This is a genomic window from Luteibacter sp. P1_D3, assembly GCF_056406135.1.
Window position 1 is genome coordinate 1 of sequence record NZ_JBFUAT010000057.1, and the last position, 18,410, is coordinate 18,410.

At 62.8% G+C, this 18,410-nt stretch carries 11 protein-coding genes and 1 rRNA gene; 9 read left to right on the forward strand and 3 right to left on the reverse strand.

The window, feature by feature from the left end; genetic code table 11:
* The first annotated feature begins 125 nt into the window (after positions 1-125).
* The 3 genes from rrf (at position 126) to AC1DYM_RS21840 (ending at position 2,754) form a co-directional block, all read left to right on the forward strand.
* Positions 126-240: ribosomal RNA gene (rrf, locus tag AC1DYM_RS21830) — 5S ribosomal RNA — on the forward strand.
* 223 nt (positions 241-463) lie between these two features.
* Entirely contained in the window at positions 464-2,068 is a 1,605-nt protein-coding gene (locus AC1DYM_RS21835; RefSeq protein WP_477341975.1) for an ExeA family protein, read from the forward strand.
* A 2-nt stretch (positions 2,069-2,070) separates the two neighbouring features.
* Positions 2,071-2,754 (forward strand): rhomboid family intramembrane serine protease, encoded by a 684-nt coding sequence (locus AC1DYM_RS21840; protein ID WP_477341977.1) that lies wholly within the window; start codon positions 2,071-2,073, stop codon positions 2,752-2,754.
* Here the strand turns inward: AC1DYM_RS21840 and AC1DYM_RS21845 are convergent.
* Both AC1DYM_RS21845 and tfpB read right to left on the reverse strand, forming a co-directional pair.
* Positions 2,743-3,483, reverse strand: coding sequence for a glutamine amidotransferase (locus AC1DYM_RS21845; protein WP_477341979.1), 741 nt, complete (start codon positions 3,481-3,483; stop codon positions 2,743-2,745). The two genes, AC1DYM_RS21840 and AC1DYM_RS21845, sit on opposite strands and share 12 nt — an antisense overlap.
* Positions 3,480-5,297, reverse strand: a complete 1,818-nt coding sequence (gene tfpB, locus AC1DYM_RS21850; protein ID WP_477341981.1) for a type IV pilus assembly ATPase TfpB — start codon at positions 5,295-5,297, stop codon at positions 3,480-3,482. The genes AC1DYM_RS21845 and tfpB overlap by 4 nt, the downstream gene beginning before the upstream one ends.
* A gap of 65 nt (positions 5,298-5,362) precedes the next feature.
* On the opposite strand from tfpB, the gene glyQ reads away from it, so the two are divergent.
* Together glyQ and glyS are read left to right on the forward strand one after the other, a co-directional pair.
* Positions 5,363-6,277: a glycine--tRNA ligase subunit alpha gene (gene glyQ / locus AC1DYM_RS21855; protein WP_046968269.1), complete on the forward strand. Its 915-nt coding sequence runs from the start codon at positions 5,363-5,365 to the stop codon at positions 6,275-6,277.
* A complete protein-coding gene (gene glyS / locus AC1DYM_RS21860) occupies positions 6,267-8,411 on the forward strand; it encodes a glycine--tRNA ligase subunit beta (protein ID WP_477341983.1) in 2,145 nt (714 codons plus the stop codon). Before glyQ ends, glyS begins: the two co-directional genes overlap by 11 nt.
* 89 nt (positions 8,412-8,500) lie before the next feature.
* Here the strand turns inward: glyS and AC1DYM_RS21865 are convergent, their stop codons facing one another.
* Positions 8,501-9,112 carry a helix-turn-helix domain-containing protein gene (locus AC1DYM_RS21865; protein ID WP_477341985.1) on the reverse strand — a complete coding sequence of 204 codons (612 nt, stop codon included), beginning with the start codon at positions 9,110-9,112 and terminating at the stop codon, positions 8,501-8,503.
* A gap of 575 nt (positions 9,113-9,687) precedes the next feature.
* Here AC1DYM_RS21865 and AC1DYM_RS21870 point away from each other — a divergent pair.
* The 4 genes from AC1DYM_RS21870 (at position 9,688) to AC1DYM_RS21885 (ending at position 18,156) form a co-directional block, all read left to right on the forward strand.
* The gene (locus AC1DYM_RS21870; protein ID WP_477341987.1) at positions 9,688-12,741 is read left to right on the forward strand and encodes a TonB-dependent receptor; all 3,054 of its coding nucleotides are present in this window, start codon (positions 9,688-9,690) and stop codon (positions 12,739-12,741) included.
* A 481-nt stretch (positions 12,742-13,222) separates the two neighbouring features.
* A complete protein-coding gene (locus AC1DYM_RS21875; RefSeq protein WP_477341989.1) occupies positions 13,223-16,261 on the forward strand; it encodes a TonB-dependent receptor in 3,039 nt (1,012 codons plus the stop codon).
* A gap of 286 nt (positions 16,262-16,547) precedes the next feature.
* Complete coding sequence (locus tag AC1DYM_RS21880; protein WP_477341991.1) at positions 16,548-16,916, forward strand: hypothetical protein; 369 nt, start codon at positions 16,548-16,550, stop codon at positions 16,914-16,916.
* A 385-nt stretch (positions 16,917-17,301) separates the two neighbouring features.
* Positions 17,302-18,156, forward strand: a complete 855-nt coding sequence (locus AC1DYM_RS21885; RefSeq protein ID WP_477341993.1) for a YbaY family lipoprotein — start codon at positions 17,302-17,304, stop codon at positions 18,154-18,156.
* Positions 18,157-18,410: the final 254 nt, after the last annotated feature.

Here is an 18,410-nt window from a genome sequence, read left to right on the forward strand (position 1 = left end):
GACCATATAACCCCAAGACGCTTCACCGTCTTAACTCTCTCTACTCGCTTCCGAATCCGGACGCTTGTCACTCGTTTACACCCTCTGTGGAGCCGGCGCTCAAAAAGCGCTGCTCCCACCCCTTCCCTGGCGGCCATAGCGGCGTGGTACCACCTGATCCCATCCCGAACTCAGAAGTGAAACGCGCATGCGCCGATGGTAGTGTGGCTCAAGCCATGCAAGAGTAGGTCACCGCCAGGGGCCTTATACTGAAACACCCGTCACGAGCAATCGTGGCGGGTTTTTCTTTGCCTGGAATTTGACCTCAAGCACCAATGGCAGAATGCCCACGGTAGGAGCCGATTTATCGGCGATCCCGCGGCAGCGGGCCAGGTCGCGATATCCGGGTTATCGCCGATAAATCGGCTCCTACAGGAGCTGCCACAACGCTGAAGCGGTCCCCACAATCGGCTACATTAGGCCCATGTACCTAGAGACCTTCGGGCTGCGCGAGCTGCCATTTGGCGACGCACCGGATCCGCGCTTTGCCTGCCTGTTCGCACGCGAGCGGGAGATCCTCGCGCACGTCGAATATGAGCTGACGTCTACAGCCTCCAGTGTCACCCTGGTAACCGGGGAGGCCGGCGTCGGCAAGAGCCTGCTCTGCATGCTGGTGGAAGCGGATGCACCCAATCATGGTGTGCGCGCCGTTCGCCAGACTGCGGGCGATTACGCGCTGGAAACGGTGGCGTGGCTGCGAGCCATGTACGCGGGATTCGGCTTACCCCTGCCCCTGAGTGCCGAAGCGAACACGGAGGACCACCTGGTCGACGGGCTCGCCGCCGGACTCGGGCGCATCTCCCAGCACGGCAGTCACCGATACCTGCTCATCCTCGACGACGCCGATCAGCTGGCCGACGACGATCTCGCGATCGTTGAGCGCTTGCTCCTTGCCTGCGAGAACGTCGACGCTCCTTTTCATATCGTGTTGGCCGGTTTGCCGGCGTTGCGCGAACGGTTGTCCGGCCCGTCGGCGCCTTCACTCGCGGCGCATATTCGTAGCCGGCTGCCGATGCCCGTCTTGAGCGGTGAGGAGAGCGAGCGCTATGTTCGCCACCGACTCCACGTCGCCGGTACGGCGCGCATGCCGTTCAGTCGTCTGGGCCTGCGCACACTCCGCGACGACGGCAAAGGCAATCCCCGTCGTCTCAACGCGCTGGCCCACCGCGCGCTCGAGCGCGCGGCCGAGCGCGGCGAGCAGTCCATCGGCGAGCGGGCACTTGGCTTCGTCGCACGCGAGGTGCTGCCCCAGCACGCGAGGTATTGGCTACGTCGCTACAAGAAGCCGCTGCTTGCCGTGGGTGCCATGTTGGCCATCCTTTTCGTCGGTGGCGCGGCGACCTGGTTCCTTTCCGGACGTAGCCCGTCGCGACCGAAGAATCTGGTCACGGTCACGCCGGAGCAGGCACTGACCAAACTGAGCGAGGCCTTACCCGCGCCGGATGTTGGAAAAGTCCGGGTCTGGGGTGAGCTGCTTGCCCGGTGGCAGGTGGGATCCAAGGACACCTCGGTGGCCAACGCGATCAGCTGCGATGCGCTCATCTTTCCGGGTTTTGCGTGCGTGAGCGGTCGCGGATCGTTGGACCAGTTGCGCCGTTTCGACCGGCCCATCGTGCTTGAGCTCGRCGACGCGCATGGGAAGCAACAAGTGCTTCTCGTCGGCGCGGGAGATCAGGCCGTCCGCCTCTATCTTGGTGGCAMATACGTCGAACTGGCTCGTGACGTCTTCGAACATGTCTGGAACGGGCGCTTTTACGCCGTATTCCGTGTCGACGTCAGYATGCCCGGAAAATTGGCTCGCGGTGACGCCKGTGACGGCATGCGCTGGCTGCTCGCGCGCCTCCCGGCGGAGGGTGGCCCGTCCGTGGCCAGCACGCCGGCCAGCTTCGACCGGACGGTCGAAGCGCGTGTGCGTGCCTTGCAACAGCGCTTCGGTATCGCGGCGGACGGTGTCGTGGGCCCGGAGACGATGTTCGCCCTGTCATCACTCGAAGCCGAAGGGCCGCACCTCGCACGCGGCGTGCCCTGAGCATGTTCGTCCATGTCGACACGCGGCGGCGCTCGCGTCTGTGCTGGGCGACGATCCTCATCGTTATCGTCTGCGTCGTCTGCTTCGTGGCGCTGGCTCTTAGCGGGTACGACGAGCGACAGGCCATCATGCGGCGCTGGGGCACCGTCCCTGCGCATCTCTTCAGTACCGGTTTGCCGCCCTGGCAGCAGCTCAGCGATCYCGCGTTGTTACGGCTGTTCACGGCCATCTTCATCCACGGCGGCTGGTTGCACCTGGTGAGCAACCTGCTCTTCCTTGTCATCTTCAGTCTCCCGGCCGAGCGAAGTCTCGGCTCCCCTCGCTTCCTTCTGCTCTTCCTGCTCGGAGGCGTCGTTGCGAACCTGATCGGCGCCATTTCGCTGACCGGGACGGGTGTACCGATCGTCGGTTGCAGCGGTGCGGTGTCGGCCGTGGTGGGTGCCTACGTGACACTGTTTCCGCGGGCGAAGCTCGGCCTGGTGCTTCCGCTGGGTCTTTTCCTCGAGTTCGTGCGCGTGCCCGCCTTCCTCCTGATCGGCATCTGGGCCCTGGTGCAGCTGCTTTTCAGTGTGGCGGGCGCGAGCTACGGCGCTGTCGTGTGGTGGACCCACATCGGCGGCTTTGTTTTCGGCATCGTCTTCGCGCTGTTCTCGCGCGGCGCGATCGTGCGTCGCTTACGCGGCTGACGTCGCGCGCGGCGCCTGCAGATGTTCACTGACGAAGTGGCGCAACAACTTCGTCGCCACGGGCGTCGCTACCACGGCGGCTAGCAGTGCCTCGGGCGCCTGGCCTTCCTCGCGGAGTACGTCGTGTTTTCGCCGGATGTAGGCGCGCATGACTTCAGCAGAGAATTCCGGGTGGAACTGGGTGCTGATCGCGTGCCTTCCGTAGCGAACCAGATGATGCGGGTCGCGTTCCGAACGGGCCAGGGAGACGGCACCGGGAGGGAGTTCCATGACGCTCTGCTCGTGCGTGGCGTGAGCTGGGAAACTCGCTGGCAATGCAGAACCGACGACATCGGCACCCGCGTATGTCGCGGCCGTTGTAAGACTGACCGTCCCCATTTCGCGTCCGCCGGGGAGATAGTCGACACGACCGCCGAGCGCGTGCGACATCAGCTGATGTCCGTAGCACACGCCCAGCAGGGGAAGATCGACATCCATCGCGTCCCGAATCCATCCTGCCGTGCGCTCGCTCCACGGCAGTCGCTCGGTCACCATCGATGCGGAGCCGGTGATCACGGCGCCGGCACATTCGTCGGGATCGGGGAGGCTGTCGCCTTGCTCGACGTCCACGACGCGCACGTGTGGCGAGGGCAAGCGCAGACCAAGTCGAAACCAGCGCGGAAAATCGCCATGACGCGCGCTGATGACATCGGGTGCGCGGCCGGTGCGCACGATGAGTAGGGGTTTCATGAGGAAATAATATCGTCGATATCGGTGGGCGGAAGTACGTTGAGCACCTCGCGCGCCGTGGTCACGCCCGCCGCGACCTGTGCCGCGGCGGAAATGCGCAAGGGCTTCATGCCGTCGCTCAGCGCGGCGGCACCCAGTCGCGAAAGGTCGAGTTCGGCCGAGATGAGGCCGCGCAACCGTGACGATACCGGCATCATTTCGTAGATACCGGTACGGCCGAGGAAGCCGGTCTTACGGCACTCGAGGCAGCCGACCGCTTCGAAGACACGTTCAGGAACGGGAATGTCCCAGCCATGCGTCACGGCGCGCCATTCGTCCGCATTTTGCGTGGTGGCACGTTTGCAGTGCGGGCACAGCGTACGCACGAGGCGTTGGGCGACCACGCCGGTGAGCGTCGATTGGATGAGGTAGTGCGGTACACCGAGATCGAGCAGACGCGTCACCGCGCTTGGCGAGTCGTTGGTGTGCAGGGTCGACAGCACGAGGTGGCCGGTGAGCGATGCCTGCACGGCCATCTGCGCGGTCTCGAGGTCGCGTATCTCGCCGATCATGATGATGTCCGGATCCTGTCGCAGCAGGGTACGAACGCCGGCGGCGAAGTCCAGGTCGATAGAGGCCTGGACCTGCATCTGATTGAGCTCGGGCGAGACCATTTCGATCGGGTCTTCTACCGTGCACACGTTAAGTTCCGGCTTGGCCAGATGCTTGAGTGTCGAATAGAGCGTGGTGGTCTTGCCCGAGCCGGTCGGGCCGGTGACCAGCACGATGCCGTGTGGCCGCTCGACCATGCCGCGCCAGAGCAGGCCTTCCTCTTCGGAAAAGCCAAGCTGCGCGAAGTCTTTCATGACCAGGTCGGGATCGAAGATACGCATCACGATCTTCTCGCCGAACGCCGTGGGCATGCTCGAGATACGAAGCTCGACCTCGCGTCCGCCGGCGGAGCGGGTCTTGATGCGGCCGTCCTGGGGGCGGCGCTTCTCGGCGACGTCCATGCGGGCGAGGATCTTGATGCGCGAGGTGACCGCGGTCATCACCGGCGGCGGCAGTTCGAACACTTTCTGCATCACGCCATCGATGCGAAAGCGCATCTGGCCGGCGTCGCGACGTGGCTCGAGATGGATGTCCGACGCGCGCTGTTCGAAGGCGTATTGCAGTAGCCAATCGACGATGTGCACGACATGGCGGTCGTCGGCACCGAGCTCGCCGCCCTTGCCCAGTTCGACCAGCTGCTCGAAGTTGATGATCTTCGAGGTGTCGCCGATGCCCTTGGCATCCTGGGCCAGCTGGATCGACCGCTGTACGCCGTAGAATTCCTGGAGGTAACGGTTGATGTCGATCGGACTGGAGACGAYGCGGCGAACGTCGCGGCGAATCATGTGGGCGAGGTCGGTGGCCCAGCCGGTGTCGAAAGGCTCGGCGGTGGCGAACACCACTTCGCTGGTCGACGAAGACACGGGCAGGATACGGTGCCGCTGCGCGTAGGCGCTGCTGACGACCTGGGTGACCTGGGCCACGTTGACCTTCATCGGGTCGATCTTCAGGTAGGGCAGGTCGGCCTTGCCCGCGATCCACTCCATGAGGCCTTCCAGGCTCAGGGGGCGGCCGGCGTCGCGGCGATTCTCGGGTTTGGCGTTGGCGATCACCACCAGCGGATGGAGCTCGATGGCGGTCTTGCCGCTCCGGGAACCCATGCGGACCCGTTTGGCGTCTTCGCCGGTCAGGTAACCATCGACGACGAGCGATGCGAGCACCTCGTCGAGCTCCAGCCGGGCACGGCGTCCGAGAAGCGCGCCGTGTTGCGGATTGACTGCCATGACTTGCGACCCTGTGTGAATCCCACGCCGCTATACTAGCCCGCTTTATCAAGGACTCGGGAACCATGTCCGCGCCCACTTTCCAAGACGTGATCCAGACCCTGAACCGCTATTGGGCGGACCAGGGCTGCGTGCTGGTCCAGCCCCTCGACACCGAGGTCGGCGCGGGAACCTTCCATCCGGCGACCTTCCTCAGGGCGCTCGGACCCGAGCCCTGGGCAGCCGCCTACGTGCAGCCCTGCCGTCGTCCGACGGACGGTCGCTATGGCGACAATCCCAACCGTCTTCAGCATTACTACCAGTATCAGGTGGTGCTCAAGCCGAACCCCGACGACATCATCGAGCTCTACATCGGCTCGCTGAAGGCGCTCGGCATCGACCCGCTGGTCCACGACCTGCGCTTCGTCGAAGACAACTGGGAATCGCCGACCCTCGGGGCCTGGGGTCTCGGCTGGGAAGTCTGGCTGAACGGCATGGAGGTGACCCAGTTCACCTACTTCCAGCAGGCTGGCGGCCTGGAGTGCCGTCCTGTCACCGGTGAGATCACCTATGGCCTCGAGCGCCTGGTGATGTACCTGCAGAACGTCGACAGCATCTACGACATCGTCTGGACGCATGCCCCGCACGGCGTGGTCACTTACGGTGACGTGTTCCACCAGAACGAAGTGGAACAAAGCACCTATAACTTCGAATACGCCAACGTGACCGAGCTGTTCCACTGGTTCGACGTATGCGAGGGCGAAGCCGCCAAGCTGATCGCCGCGGGTCTCCCGCTGCCCGGCTACGAGCAGGTCTGCAAGGCCAGTCACGCCTTCAACCTGCTCGATGCCCGTCGCGCGATCAGCGTGACCGAGCGTCAGCGTTACATCCTGCGCGTACGCACGCTGGCCCGTGCCGTCGCCGAGGCCTACGTCGCACAGCGAGAAAAACTCGGCTTCCCCGGCCTGAAGAAAGACAAGGAGGCCGTCCATGGCCGATAAGCGCTTGCCGCTCGTCATCGAGCTCGGCACCGAAGAACTGCCGCCGAAGGCCCTGGACGACCTCGCCGCCGCCTTTGCGCGCGGTGTCGTCGAAGGCCTCGAAAAGCGCGGCGTCGTCGCCGACTACGCCTCGGCCAAGGCATATGCCTCGCCGCGTCGCCTCGCCGTGCATATCGCCGATGTCGCTGTCGCCCAGCCGGAGCAGACGATCGAACGTCGCGGCCCCGCCGTCGCCGCCAGCCTTGGCGCGGATGGTGAGCCGAGCAAGGCCCTGGTCGGCTTTGCCCAGTCCTGTGGTGTCGAGGTCTCGGCGCTGGAAAAACTCGAGACCGACAAGGGTGCCTGGTTCGTCTTCCGGGCGGTGAAGCCCGGGCAGCCGACGGCTGCGCTACTGGCGGAGATCGTCACGGAATCGCTGAAGGCGTTGCCGATCCCGAAAGCCATGCGCTGGGGAAGTCGCGAGGATAGCTTCGTGCGTCCGGTGCATACCCTGCTGATGCTGCACGGTGCCGACATCGTCGACGGAAAGATCCTCGGCCTGACCAGTGGCCGGCTCAGCAACGGCCACCGTTTCCATCATCCCAAGCCGATTCATGTCGCCGACGCGGACAGCTGGCTGGACGCCCTGCGTCACGCGCACGTGTTGGCCGACCCGGCCGAGCGCCGTCAGCGCGTGCGCGACGAAGTCGCCCGTGTCGCGACCGGTGGCGTGCCCAGCCTGTCGGATGCCCTGCTCAGCGAGATCGCCAACCTCACGGAGTGGCCGGTCGGCATCGCCTGCACGTTTGAGCGCGCCTTCCTCGACGTGCCGCCAGAGGCCCTGGTCACCACGATGGAGACCAACCAGAAGTTCGTTCCGGTGTTCGATGCCGAGGGCCGGCTTACCGAGCACTTCATCGGCGTGGCCAATATCGAGAGCAAGGATCCGGCTGAAATCCGCAAGGGTTACGAGCGGGTGATCCGCCCCCGTTTCGCCGATGCCAAGTTCTTCTGGGACGAAGACCTGAAGTCACCGCTCGCGGACTACCAGGAAGGCCTCAAGAACGTCACCTATCAGCAATCGCTGGGCAGCCTGTGGGATAAGACCGTCCGCGTGGCCGAGCTGGCCCGCGTGATCGCCAACCGTGTCGATGTCGACGCCGGGCAGGCGACCCACGCCGCGGCCCTGTCCAAGTGCGACCTGCTCACGCGCATGGTCGGTGAGTTCCCTGAACTGCAGGGCGTCATGGGTCGCTACTACGCCACGCGTCAGGGCATCGACGCCAACGTGGCCGACGCCCTGGACAGCTTCTACCAGCCTCGCTTCGGTGGCGACGCCATCGCTGCGGGTAAGGTCGGTCAGGTCCTGGCCGTCGCCGAACGCCTCGATACGTTGGCGGGCATCTTCGCCGTCGGCATGAAGCCCAGCGGCAACAAGGATCCGTTCGCCCTCCGCCGCGCGGCGCTCGGCCTGGCGCGTACCCTGATCGAGGGTGGCCTGGATATCGAACTGCGCGCATCGCTGACCGAAGCACTGGACATGATTCCAGAAACGGCCCTGCTCGCCGGTGTGAAGGCGGGCAAGGACGGCAAGCTGCCGTCGGTCGACCTCGGCGCGCGGCGTCGTGAGTTGGGCGACGAGGTGCAGGCCTTCGTCCTCGAGCGCCTGCGTGGCTATTACGCCGACCAGGGCTATTCGACCGACCAGTTCGAAGCCGTGCTTGCCGTGGCGCCGGCCACGTTGCCCGACTTCGATCGGCGTCTTCGTGCCGTGGGTGAATTCGCACGCCGCAGCGAGGCTGCCAGCCTGGCCGCCGCCAACAAGCGAGTGGCCAACATCCTGCGCAAGCAGGCTGAAGAGGCGGATGCCGCGCCCATTCCGACGACAGTGGATGCCGGGTATTTCGAGTTCGACGCCGAGCGCGAACTGCACGCCGCGCTCGCCGCGGCCCGTGCGGAATCCCAGGGGTTGCTCGCTGCCGGCGATTACACCGGCACGCTCGCGCGTCTGGCGGCGCTCCAGGCGCCGGTGGATCGATTCTTTGACGATGTACTGGTCAACGCCGAGGATCCGGCGGTGCGGGCAAACCGCCTCGCGCTGCTCGCGCAGCTGAAAGCGACTTTCGGCGCCATCGCCGATATTTCCCGCCTCTAAGCCGGCCCAGTCTGGCGGACTGCCCCGCCCCCCACCATGCCTGCCTTAGCGGGCGTGGTGGGCGCGGTACCCGTCCGTTCATCCAGCGATCAGGCTGCCGCGACGCCCTTGTCGTCCTGGACGCGCGACATCAGAGTGCGGCGGAAAGCGATCATCCGGTCGGCGTAGTCGCCCTCGTTCGAACGGGCGAGGATCGAGTACATCTCGGCGACCAGATCGGCATGACGAACCGGCGAGAACCGGCTTCCCGTCATCTCGATATCCGACTGCAGCAGTTTCATCGCCGCCGCCAGGCGGGACGGGTCGAGCGCCGTGGCCGGCTGGCCATGGGTTTCGTGGCTGCCATCGCGACCGCGGATCGACTCCGACGTCTCGGTGCGGGTCAGCGGATCATCGCCCGAACCGTCCAGCATCATCGGACCTTCGCCCGCGGCCAACCACACCAGCGACAGGCCCAGGGTCTTGGCCATCGTCACGCAACGGCCTCGCGACGGGTCGGTGTTGCCGTCGCGCCAACTGCGCACGACACCCTCTGAAAACCCACAGCGTCGGGCGATCTCGCTGACGCTGCCCGAGATCTTGATCACCGCGCGAACGCGGCTGGCAAATGAAGAGGCCGGTACGCTGGCATCTCCACGGCTATGGTCCAGGCCGCCCATGGCGGCATCGGCCAGGACGGATCCCCTCGAATTGTCATTCATGCGCATGGAACCTCGTTGTTTTCTACAGGCCGCCCCCCGGCGATTTCGCGAACAAACGCGCGAACCTCGTAATCGGTGTACAGCCCTTGCCCTTCGAAAGCCTTTCAGATGAGAAGTTTCGTAATTTCGAGAGGCCGCTCTGAAGGACGGTACAGCGCAAAAAGCGGATAAACCTCAGATTTGACGGCCTATTAACCTTTGACGACCGGGCAGGTCATCTAGGAATCTTTCCTAGGATTTCGTCGGGATATTCGTTTGAATTTGCGAAAGATTCGCTTAAGTCGCTGTGAAAACGAAGATTTTTTCAAAGGTGCAGTTAATGTCTCGTAAATTACTGTCTCAACATGTAAAACAAATGTAAAAAATCGCATTGCTTACTCGTGAAACCTTACGTATATGTGTCACGTCGCCCTTGGGGGTGATGTCTCGGGAAGCGTGATCGTTACTTCGATTGCGTTGTTTAGAGGGGACTTTTACCGCCGATTCAATCATTGCCTGGCAAATGCCGGGCCGGGGTCGGCTTGTCGCGAATCGCAAGTTTATGCGATAGCGGATTTCAACGGGGAGAGGCATTCATGAATTCGAATCATTACCGCAAAGCGTCGCTGGGACGTCGCACCGCGCTTGCTCTGGCCATGGGCCTGGGCACCGTGTCGGGCGCTGTCTTCGCGCAGTCGACCACCGGTTCCATTTTCGGCCAGGCGCCCGAGGGCGCCGGTCAGACCGTCACCGTCACCAGCGACACCGGCGTCAGCCGCACGGTCAACGTCGATGCGTCCGGCCGTTACACGGTCAGCGCGCTGCCGCTGGGCAACTACAAAGTCACGTTGAACCGCGACGGTGCCGCCGTCGATTCGCGTTCGAACGTGACCCTGCGCGTTGGCTCGGGTACCGAGGTGGCTTTCGCTGGTGCGACCGCCGCCACGCAGTCGACCAGCCTCGAAGGCGTCACCGTCTTGGCCAATGCCTTGCCGTCGATCGACGTCAGCGCAGTCGACTCGCGCACCGTTATCACTTCTGAGCAGCTCGCCAAGCTGCCGCTTGCGCGTACAGCGGAAGGTATTGCGCTGCTCGCTCCGGGCGCCGTCGCTGGTAGCTCGACCTTCCTTGGCCCGACCGGTAACACCCTGGTCTCGATCGCCGGCTCGGCTGTCACCGAGAACGCCTATTACATCAACGGTTTCAACACCACCGATCCGCTTAGCGGCTTCGGCGGTATCACGTTGCCGTACGGCGCGATCGACCAGCAGGAAGTCCTGGCTGGCGGCTATGGCGCGGCCTATGGTCGTTCGTCGGGCGGCGTCATCAGCCAGGTCGGTAAGCGCGGCACCAACGAGTGGCATTTCGGTGCCCAGGTGCTCTGGGAGCCGAAGGGCACCAAGGCCGACAACTTCAACTACTACAGCACGGTCGGGTCGAACGCCGGCAAGATCTACGACGAAAACCGGAACGATAAGTCCTGGCGCACAACGTACGCCGCGTACGCGGGTGGTCCGCTGATCAAGGACACTCTGTACATCTTCCTCGCCGCCGAGCAGGAGCGTCGTGAGGGCGCGCAGACGACCAGCATCGCCGCGCCGTTCGTTTACCAGCAGACGTACAAGAATCCGAAGCTGTACGGCAAGATCGACTGGAACATCACCGATAGCAACATCCTCGAAATCACCGGTGCATCGAACAAGCAGTCGTACAACGCATCGATCTACGACTACGACTACGACACCCGGACCAAGGGTGATTACGTCGGTCAGGACACCTCCGGCGAGCCGTCGTTGAACAAGTCCGGTGCCGATCTTTACACCGCCAAGTTCACCAGCTACATCACCGACGACATCACGCTGACCGCGCTGTACGGCAAGATGAAGGGCAAGTACTACACCGCTCCCGGCGGCGACGAAACCGTGCCGTCCATCCTGGGCGCTACCGACCAGGATCCGGCTTACGCGCCGAACGGCCCGATCACCAACGGCAACCCGGCCGCGCAGGTCAAGAATCCGGATCACAAGTCCACCAACACCAACCTGCGTATCGACCTCAGCTGGCACATCGGCGACCACACCATCGTCGCCGGTATGGATAACCAGACCGTCCGCGATACGGACGACGGCGATAGCACGTCCGGTCCGGGTTATGCGTGGGAGTACGCGCAGGGCGAAGCCGGCACGCCGATCATCGGCGAATCACCGACCGACGAGTCGTATGTTGCGCCGCCGCCGGGCAACGGTTACTACGTCGCACGCTACCTGTACAACACGGCGGCGTCGGTCCGCACGACGCAGCGCGCACAGTACATCGAGGACACCTGGCAGGTGAACGACCGGTGGCTGGTGAAGGTTGGTCTGCGCAACGACCAGTTCACCAACTACAACCAGAACGGCGATCCGTACCTGCGTCTGAAGAAGCCGCAGTGGGCGCCGCGCCTGGGCGTCAGCTGGGACGTCAACGGCGACTCCAGCCTGARGATCTACGCCAACGCAGGCCGTTACTATCTCGCCCTGCCGGCGACGGTCGCTCTGCGCTCGGCGGGTGCCTCGCTCTACACCCGCGAATACTTCACCTACACCGGCATCGATGGCCAGGGTATCCCGCAGGGTCTCGCGCCGATCTTCAGCAGCACGGGCGGTCCGATCTCGGCCAACAACGAGTACGGCATTCCGCGTGACCCGAAGACGGCTGCCGGCACGGACATCCGTTCGCAGTACCAGGATGAGTTCATCCTCGGCTTTGACGCACAGGCATGGGCTGGCTGGACCTACGGCGCCAAGGCGACGGTCCGCAAGTTGCGCAACTCGATCGATGACGTCGGCGACAAGGCGGCCATTCGCGCCAAGATGATCGCCTCGGGCATCGATCCGGCCACGATCGGCGCCATCGAAGGCAGCTACCTGTTCAACCCGGGTCGCGCTAACACGTTCCAGATCCCGAACCTCAACGGCGGTTACTACGACGTCGAGATGACCAATGACGACTTCCACTTCCCGAAGTCGAAGCGTAATTATTTTGGTCTCAATCTGTACCTCGACCACGCCTGGGATGGTAAGTACCAGGTTCGGTTCGATTACCTGTACTCGAAGAGCTACGGCAATTCCGAAGGTCAGGTCCGCTCCGACATCCGTCAGGATACGGTCGCGGCGACGGTCGACTGGGATTACTGGCAGGTCATGCAGTACGCCGGTGGCGAGCTGGCAAACAGCCGCAGGCACCAGCTGAAGATCTACGGGTCGTACCAGATTGCGTCGGAATGGCTGGCCTCGGCCAACATGCTGATCGCATCGGGCACGCCGAAGAGCTGCCTTGGCTTCTTCGGTGAAGGCCAGACGAATCCGAGCCTCGGCTATGGCTCCTTCTACCACTGGTGCGCTGGCGAGCCGTCGCGTCCTGGCGATGCAGGCCGTAATCCGTTTACGTACATCATCACCGGTTCATTGGAATACCGTCCGGAGTGGGCCGAAAAGAAGCTGGCCTTCAACCTGACCGTGTTCAACCTGCTGAATCAGCGCGATCGTACGCAGACCTACCCGAACCTGGGTAACACCAACGCCTTGGCGGGTCCGAACACGCGCTACGGCGTGCCGCTGTACCAGACCACGCCGCGCTATGCCCGCGTCGGTATTTCGTACGACTTCTGATCAAGGTGCCGCCGGGGCCATCCACCCCGGCGGCAGTTACCTGAACAGAATCAAGCGAGCAAGCAGAACAAAGCATCCACGGACGGAACGCATGTGCCTCCCCAGATGCCACCGGGCTTCCCGGTGGCCTTTTTTGGACAGGTCCTTGTCGGATAAGGATTTCATGACCAATCGAGCTTCTCCCAAGCGTCATGTAAACCGTAAGTCCTTGTAAATAATTTGTTGACACGACAAGCCCCCTAAGCCTATGTTCGGCTTCGACGAATCTGGGTGGGGCATTCACGAACCGTGATGCTGCTCCCGTTCAGTAAGAGTCGCAGGACTTGTCGGGAGCAGTTTTATGGGGGCGCTGGTCACTCTGGGAGGAGTGGCGGTGATTCCATCCCCAAAAGCGAGCACCGACGAGGCCAACTTTTTTCCGGCCTGGCGTCGGTTTTGCTCGTTTTCTGGCCCGGTTGGGCCGATCTGGGGAGATTTGCACATGAGTTCTCGCATCACTCGGCAGGGTTCGCTCCTGCGTCACACCGCGTTGGCTGTCGCGCTCGCGGTCGGTCTGGGCGGCACGGGCGTTGTTCTCGCTCAGGCCACCAGCGGTAACATCTTCGGTACGGCTCAGCCGGGCGATACCGTTCAGATCACCGGCAACACCGGTTTCAACCGCGAAATTCCGGTTGATGCCTCGGGTCGTTACCAGATCAGCAACGTGCCGGTCGGCACGTACAACGTTGATCTCAAGCGCAACGGCGCTGTCGTCGATTCCCGCAAGAACGTCAGCCTGACGGTCGGCAAGGGTTCGGACGTCTCGTTCGCCGCCGCCGCTGCCGCCACGTCGGCCCAGTCGCTCGACTCGGTCACGGTTACCGCCAACAGCCTGCCGCCGGTCGACGTGTCGACGGTCGACTCGCGCACGGTCATCACCTCCGAGCAGCTCGCCAAGCTCCCGCTCGCCCGCACCGCCGAATCGATCGCGCTGCTGGCTCCGGGCGCCATCGGTGGTAGCGGTTACTTCAAGGGTCCGACCGGCAACAGCCTGGTCTCCATCGGCGGCGGTTCGGTCACCGAGAACGCGTACTACATCAACGGCTTCAATACGACGGATCCGCTCAGCGGTTTCGGCGGCATCACGCTGCCTTACGGCGCGATCGACCAGCAGGAAATCCTCGCTGGCGGTTACGGTGCTGCGTACGGTCGTTCGGCTGGTGGCGTGATCAGCCAGGTCGGTAAGCGCGGCACGAATGAATGGCACTTTGGTGCGCAGGTTCTGTGGCAGCCGAACGGCACCGCCTCGGCGCCGGGTAACTACCACTACGCGGTCGATAGCTCCAACCACTCCGTTGGCGATCTGTACAACTACAACCAGCGCGACAAGCAGACTGTCACCACCGAGTCGGCCTACGTCGGCGGCCCGCTGATCAAGGACAAGCTGTACATCTTCCTCGCCGCTGAGCAGGAGCGTACTGAAGGTACCCTGGTCAAGTCGCAGGATGCACCGACCTACCAGTCGACCAGCTACCGCAATCCGAAGTACTACGCCAAGCTCGACTGGAACATCAACGACAGCAACATTCTTGAAGTCACCGGTGCGTCGAACAAGCAGAACTACTCTGCTTCGCAGTACCGCTTCAATTACGACACGGAACAGCGCGGCGCGTACATTGGCAAGGATACTTCGGGCGTCCCGCTGAACAAGACGGGTGCGGATCTGTACTCGGCTAAGTTCACGAGCTACATCACCGACGACCTGACCCTGACTGCTCTGTACGGCAAGATGAAGGGCACGTATTACAGCGACACGCCGTCGTCGACCAATCCGCACATCATCAGCCCGGGCGACCAGAACCCGGATCTGAACGGTGGCAGCCAGATCACCAACGACAATCCTTCGACGGCCGCTTACACGCCGCAGCATAAGTCGACTAACACCAACCTGCGCGTCGACCTGAGCTACCACATCGGCGATCACACGATCACCGCGGGTATCGACAACCAGAACATCCGCGACAAGGACGACGGTCAGTTCACGACCGGTCCGGGTTATGCGTGGGAATACGGTCAGGTCACCGAAGGCGCGCCGATCCAGGGTGAGCCGGGTTCGAGCGACTTTGTTGGTCTGCCGGGTCCGGGCGGCTACTACGTCGACCAGTACAAGTACAACACCACGGCGTCGGTCCGTACGACGCAGCGCGCTCAGTACATCGAAGATTCCTGGCAGGTCAATGACCGCTGGCTGGTGAAGATTGGTCTGCGTAACGACCAGTTCACCAACTACGATACGACCGGCTCGGCTTACCTGCGCCTGCGTAGCCCACAGTGGGCTCCGCGCCTCGGTGCTACCTGGGACGTCAACGGTGACTCCAGCCTGAAGATCTATGCCAACGCGGGTCGTTACTACCTCGCGCTGCCGGCATCGGTCGCCCTGCGTTCTGCCGGTAAGTCGCTCTATACCCGTGAGTACTTCACCTACACGGGTATCGACTCGCTCGGTCAGCCGACTGGCCTGACCCCGATCCAGAGCGCGACGGGTGGTCCGATCTCGGCCAACGCCGAGTACGGCATCCAGCGTGATCCGAACACGGCCGCCTCGCGCAGCCTGAAGTCGGAATACCAGGACGAGTTCATCCTCGGCTTCGACAAGACCCTGGGCGACAAGTGGGTCTACGGTGCGAAGGCCACGCTGCGCAAGCTGCGTAACGCCATCGATGACACCGGAGACTCGACCGTCATCCGTAACACGCTGATCGCTCAGGGTGTGGATCCGGCCACGATCGGTCCGATCCAGGGTAGCTACCTGTTCAACCCGGGTCGCTCGTCGGAGTTCCTGGTTCCGAACACGAAGGGTGGCTACTACCAGGCCAACGTGTCGAACGCCGACTTCGGCTTCCCGCAGCTGAAGCGTAACTACTACGGCCTCGAGATGTACCTCGAGCATCCGTTCGACGGCAAGTGGTACGGCAAGGTTGATTACGTCTACTCGAAGAGCTACGGCAACTCGGAAGGCCAGGTCCGTTCGGACACCGGTCAGGCCGACGTCTCGGCCACGGTCGACTGGGATTTCCCGCAGCTGATGCAGTACTCGGGTGGCGAACTGGCTAACAGCCGCCGTCACGTGCTGAAGGCCTACGGTTCCTACCAGCTGGCTGATGAGTGGATGGTCTCCGGTAACCTGTCGGTCTCGTCGGGTGCTCCGAAGTCCTGCCTTGGTTACTTCGGCGCTGACGAGTCCGATCCGGTCGGTTATCAGGATAACTACCACTACTGCTACGGTCAGCCGTCGTCCCCGGGCTCCATGGGTCACACCCCCTGGCTGTACCTTTTCGACCTGAGCGCCGAATACCGTCCGATGTGGGCCGACAAGAAGCTGGCCTTCAACATCACCGTGTTCAACGTGTTCAACAGCCGCGAGACCCTGCAGATCTATCCGAACGCAGGTATCACGGGTGCTGCGGAGGCCAATTACAAGGCGACCGTGTACTCGTCGACCCCGCGTTACGCTCGCTTCGGCATCACCTACGACTTCTGATCCATCGAAGTCGGATCGAAAGCCATCGGCCCTTGGGCCGTTGGCCTGGATCGCAAAAAAAGGCCACCTTCGGGTGGCCTCTTTTTTGCGATGTTTTCGCGTACAGTCGCAACGAGTTGCGGTCTACCGCAAGAATTAGTTTTGCCACATTTGTGTAGGCAACGACTGATGGGCGTGTGGCATAAACCCTACGCAGATTCCGGCATCACACCTACAGATAACGGGGTCGCGCAGGCCTAGCTTCTTTGGACGTTGCCCATCCCTGGGCTTCGAAAAAAGGAAGCATATGAAGAAGCTGCTTGTAAGCCAGGTTGTTCTCGCCGTTGCCGGGTTGTTTGCCCTCGGTCAGGCGCAGGCGTTACCCAGTCAAGTGGTCACGTACGTCTACTACAGCGGTACGACGCCCATTGGGCAGTCAATCCGCGGTTGCGATTCCGCAGCAGAGCATTGGGGTACGGCCACGCTTGCGACTCAGTCCTCAGCGGTTGCGGTCACCTATTCCTGTGCGACACGCACCGCTATTCGCGTCTCTTTTCCCACGTCGATCGACCCTTGGGTCCAGGCGAATTTCTGCAACACCAGCGGCATTTGCGAGGTCGGTCCTCAAGAGATAGCGGGCGGTGGCGTGCTTGTTTCAGGGCTGTTCTCGGATTGAGACGCATCAACGAGTGAAGGCTCGAGCACTCACGGCCGTCCCGTTTCCCGAAACCCGCCCCTGAGTTTTACTCGGACGCCTGTAAACGATGCCCTCGGGAGACCCCCGGGGGCATTGTCGTTTCTGAGTCCGCTCCGCCAGTTTTTCTTACGAATCGGCCGATCCAAACCATTTACGGATCAGCGGTTTGCGCCTTTCCGGCAATTCTGACTGCCAGCTTGCTGGCTGGCTCCCACTTACGAATTCCTAGGGATTTTCACCCTTGACTTTTCCACCGGCGCATTTGCCGGTATGCTCCAAGGTTCCCCCGCGGAAGAACTGGCGCCATGCGCGTGCGTATCTTTCGTGACTGACCATTCTTTCCGTTCCGTAACGAGGTTCGACCATGCGCAGGATTTTCTTGTCGCTCGCATCCGTGGCCGCATTGGCCCTCGCCGGTTGCGGCGGCTCTTCCGATAACGGCCAGCAGGCCGCGGGTGGCACGCCTGAGGCGCCGGCCGGCCCGGCCAACGCCGTCACCGGCAGCGTGTCCCTGCGTGACGCGGGCGCCCAGCTTTCGCCCGATGCCAAGCTCGACCTGAAGCTGATCGACGTCAGCACCGAAGGCGCGCAGCCGCTGGCCACGAAGACGATCGCTCCGGTGACCCTGCCGGCTCAGTTCCAGCTCGACTTCAACGCCACGGACCTCAATCCGAACGACATGTACATCGTCGAGGTGTCGCTGCAGGACGGCGACCGTCACTACTCCTCGCCGCTGAAGACGCCGGTCCTGACCAAGGGCGCGAAGAACGTCGCGAACATCCAGCTGGTCGGCGAAGCGACGCCAGGTGAGAAGGAGCTCAACGGCTTCAACAGCGTCAAGAAGAACATCGGTGGCATGAAGGTCACCCAGGGCACGGCGCTGAAGGATGGCGAGTCCCACGGTTGGCAGATCTTCAAGAAGGGCAACGACGTTCAGTTCGTGCGTGAGCTCGTCGACTACGGCGACAAGGGCTTCACCGCCACCGACTACGCCTACAAGAACGGCAAGCCTTGGGTCATCGTCCAGGAGAAGAAGCCGAGCAAGGATGGCAAGCCGACCTCGACCGAGCGCGCTGGCTGGAACGATGCCGGCGAGCTGGTCCTGAAAGAGAACCAGGCTGGCAGCAAGACCGACGTCCTCTCCGACGACGCTGCCAACGATCTGCGCAAGCAGGCCGAAGCGATGTACTCGAAGGCCGGCGGTAGCGGCAAGAAGTAAGCGTCGCTTACCGCTCGCATAAAAAACGCCGGCCTAGTGCCGGCGTTTTTTATGGGCGCAACACTGACGTCATGGGCGCAACGCAGAAAACGGTAGGAGCCGCTTCAGCGGCGAACCCTCTGTCTGTCCCGGATACGAAAGAGGCTTTGCGCCTCATCGTGCGAGCGGGTGAACCGCCGGCACGATGGGATGCAAAGCCTCGTTCGTTACATGCGCCCCTGAGGGTTCGCCGATGAATCGGCTCCTACAGGGGG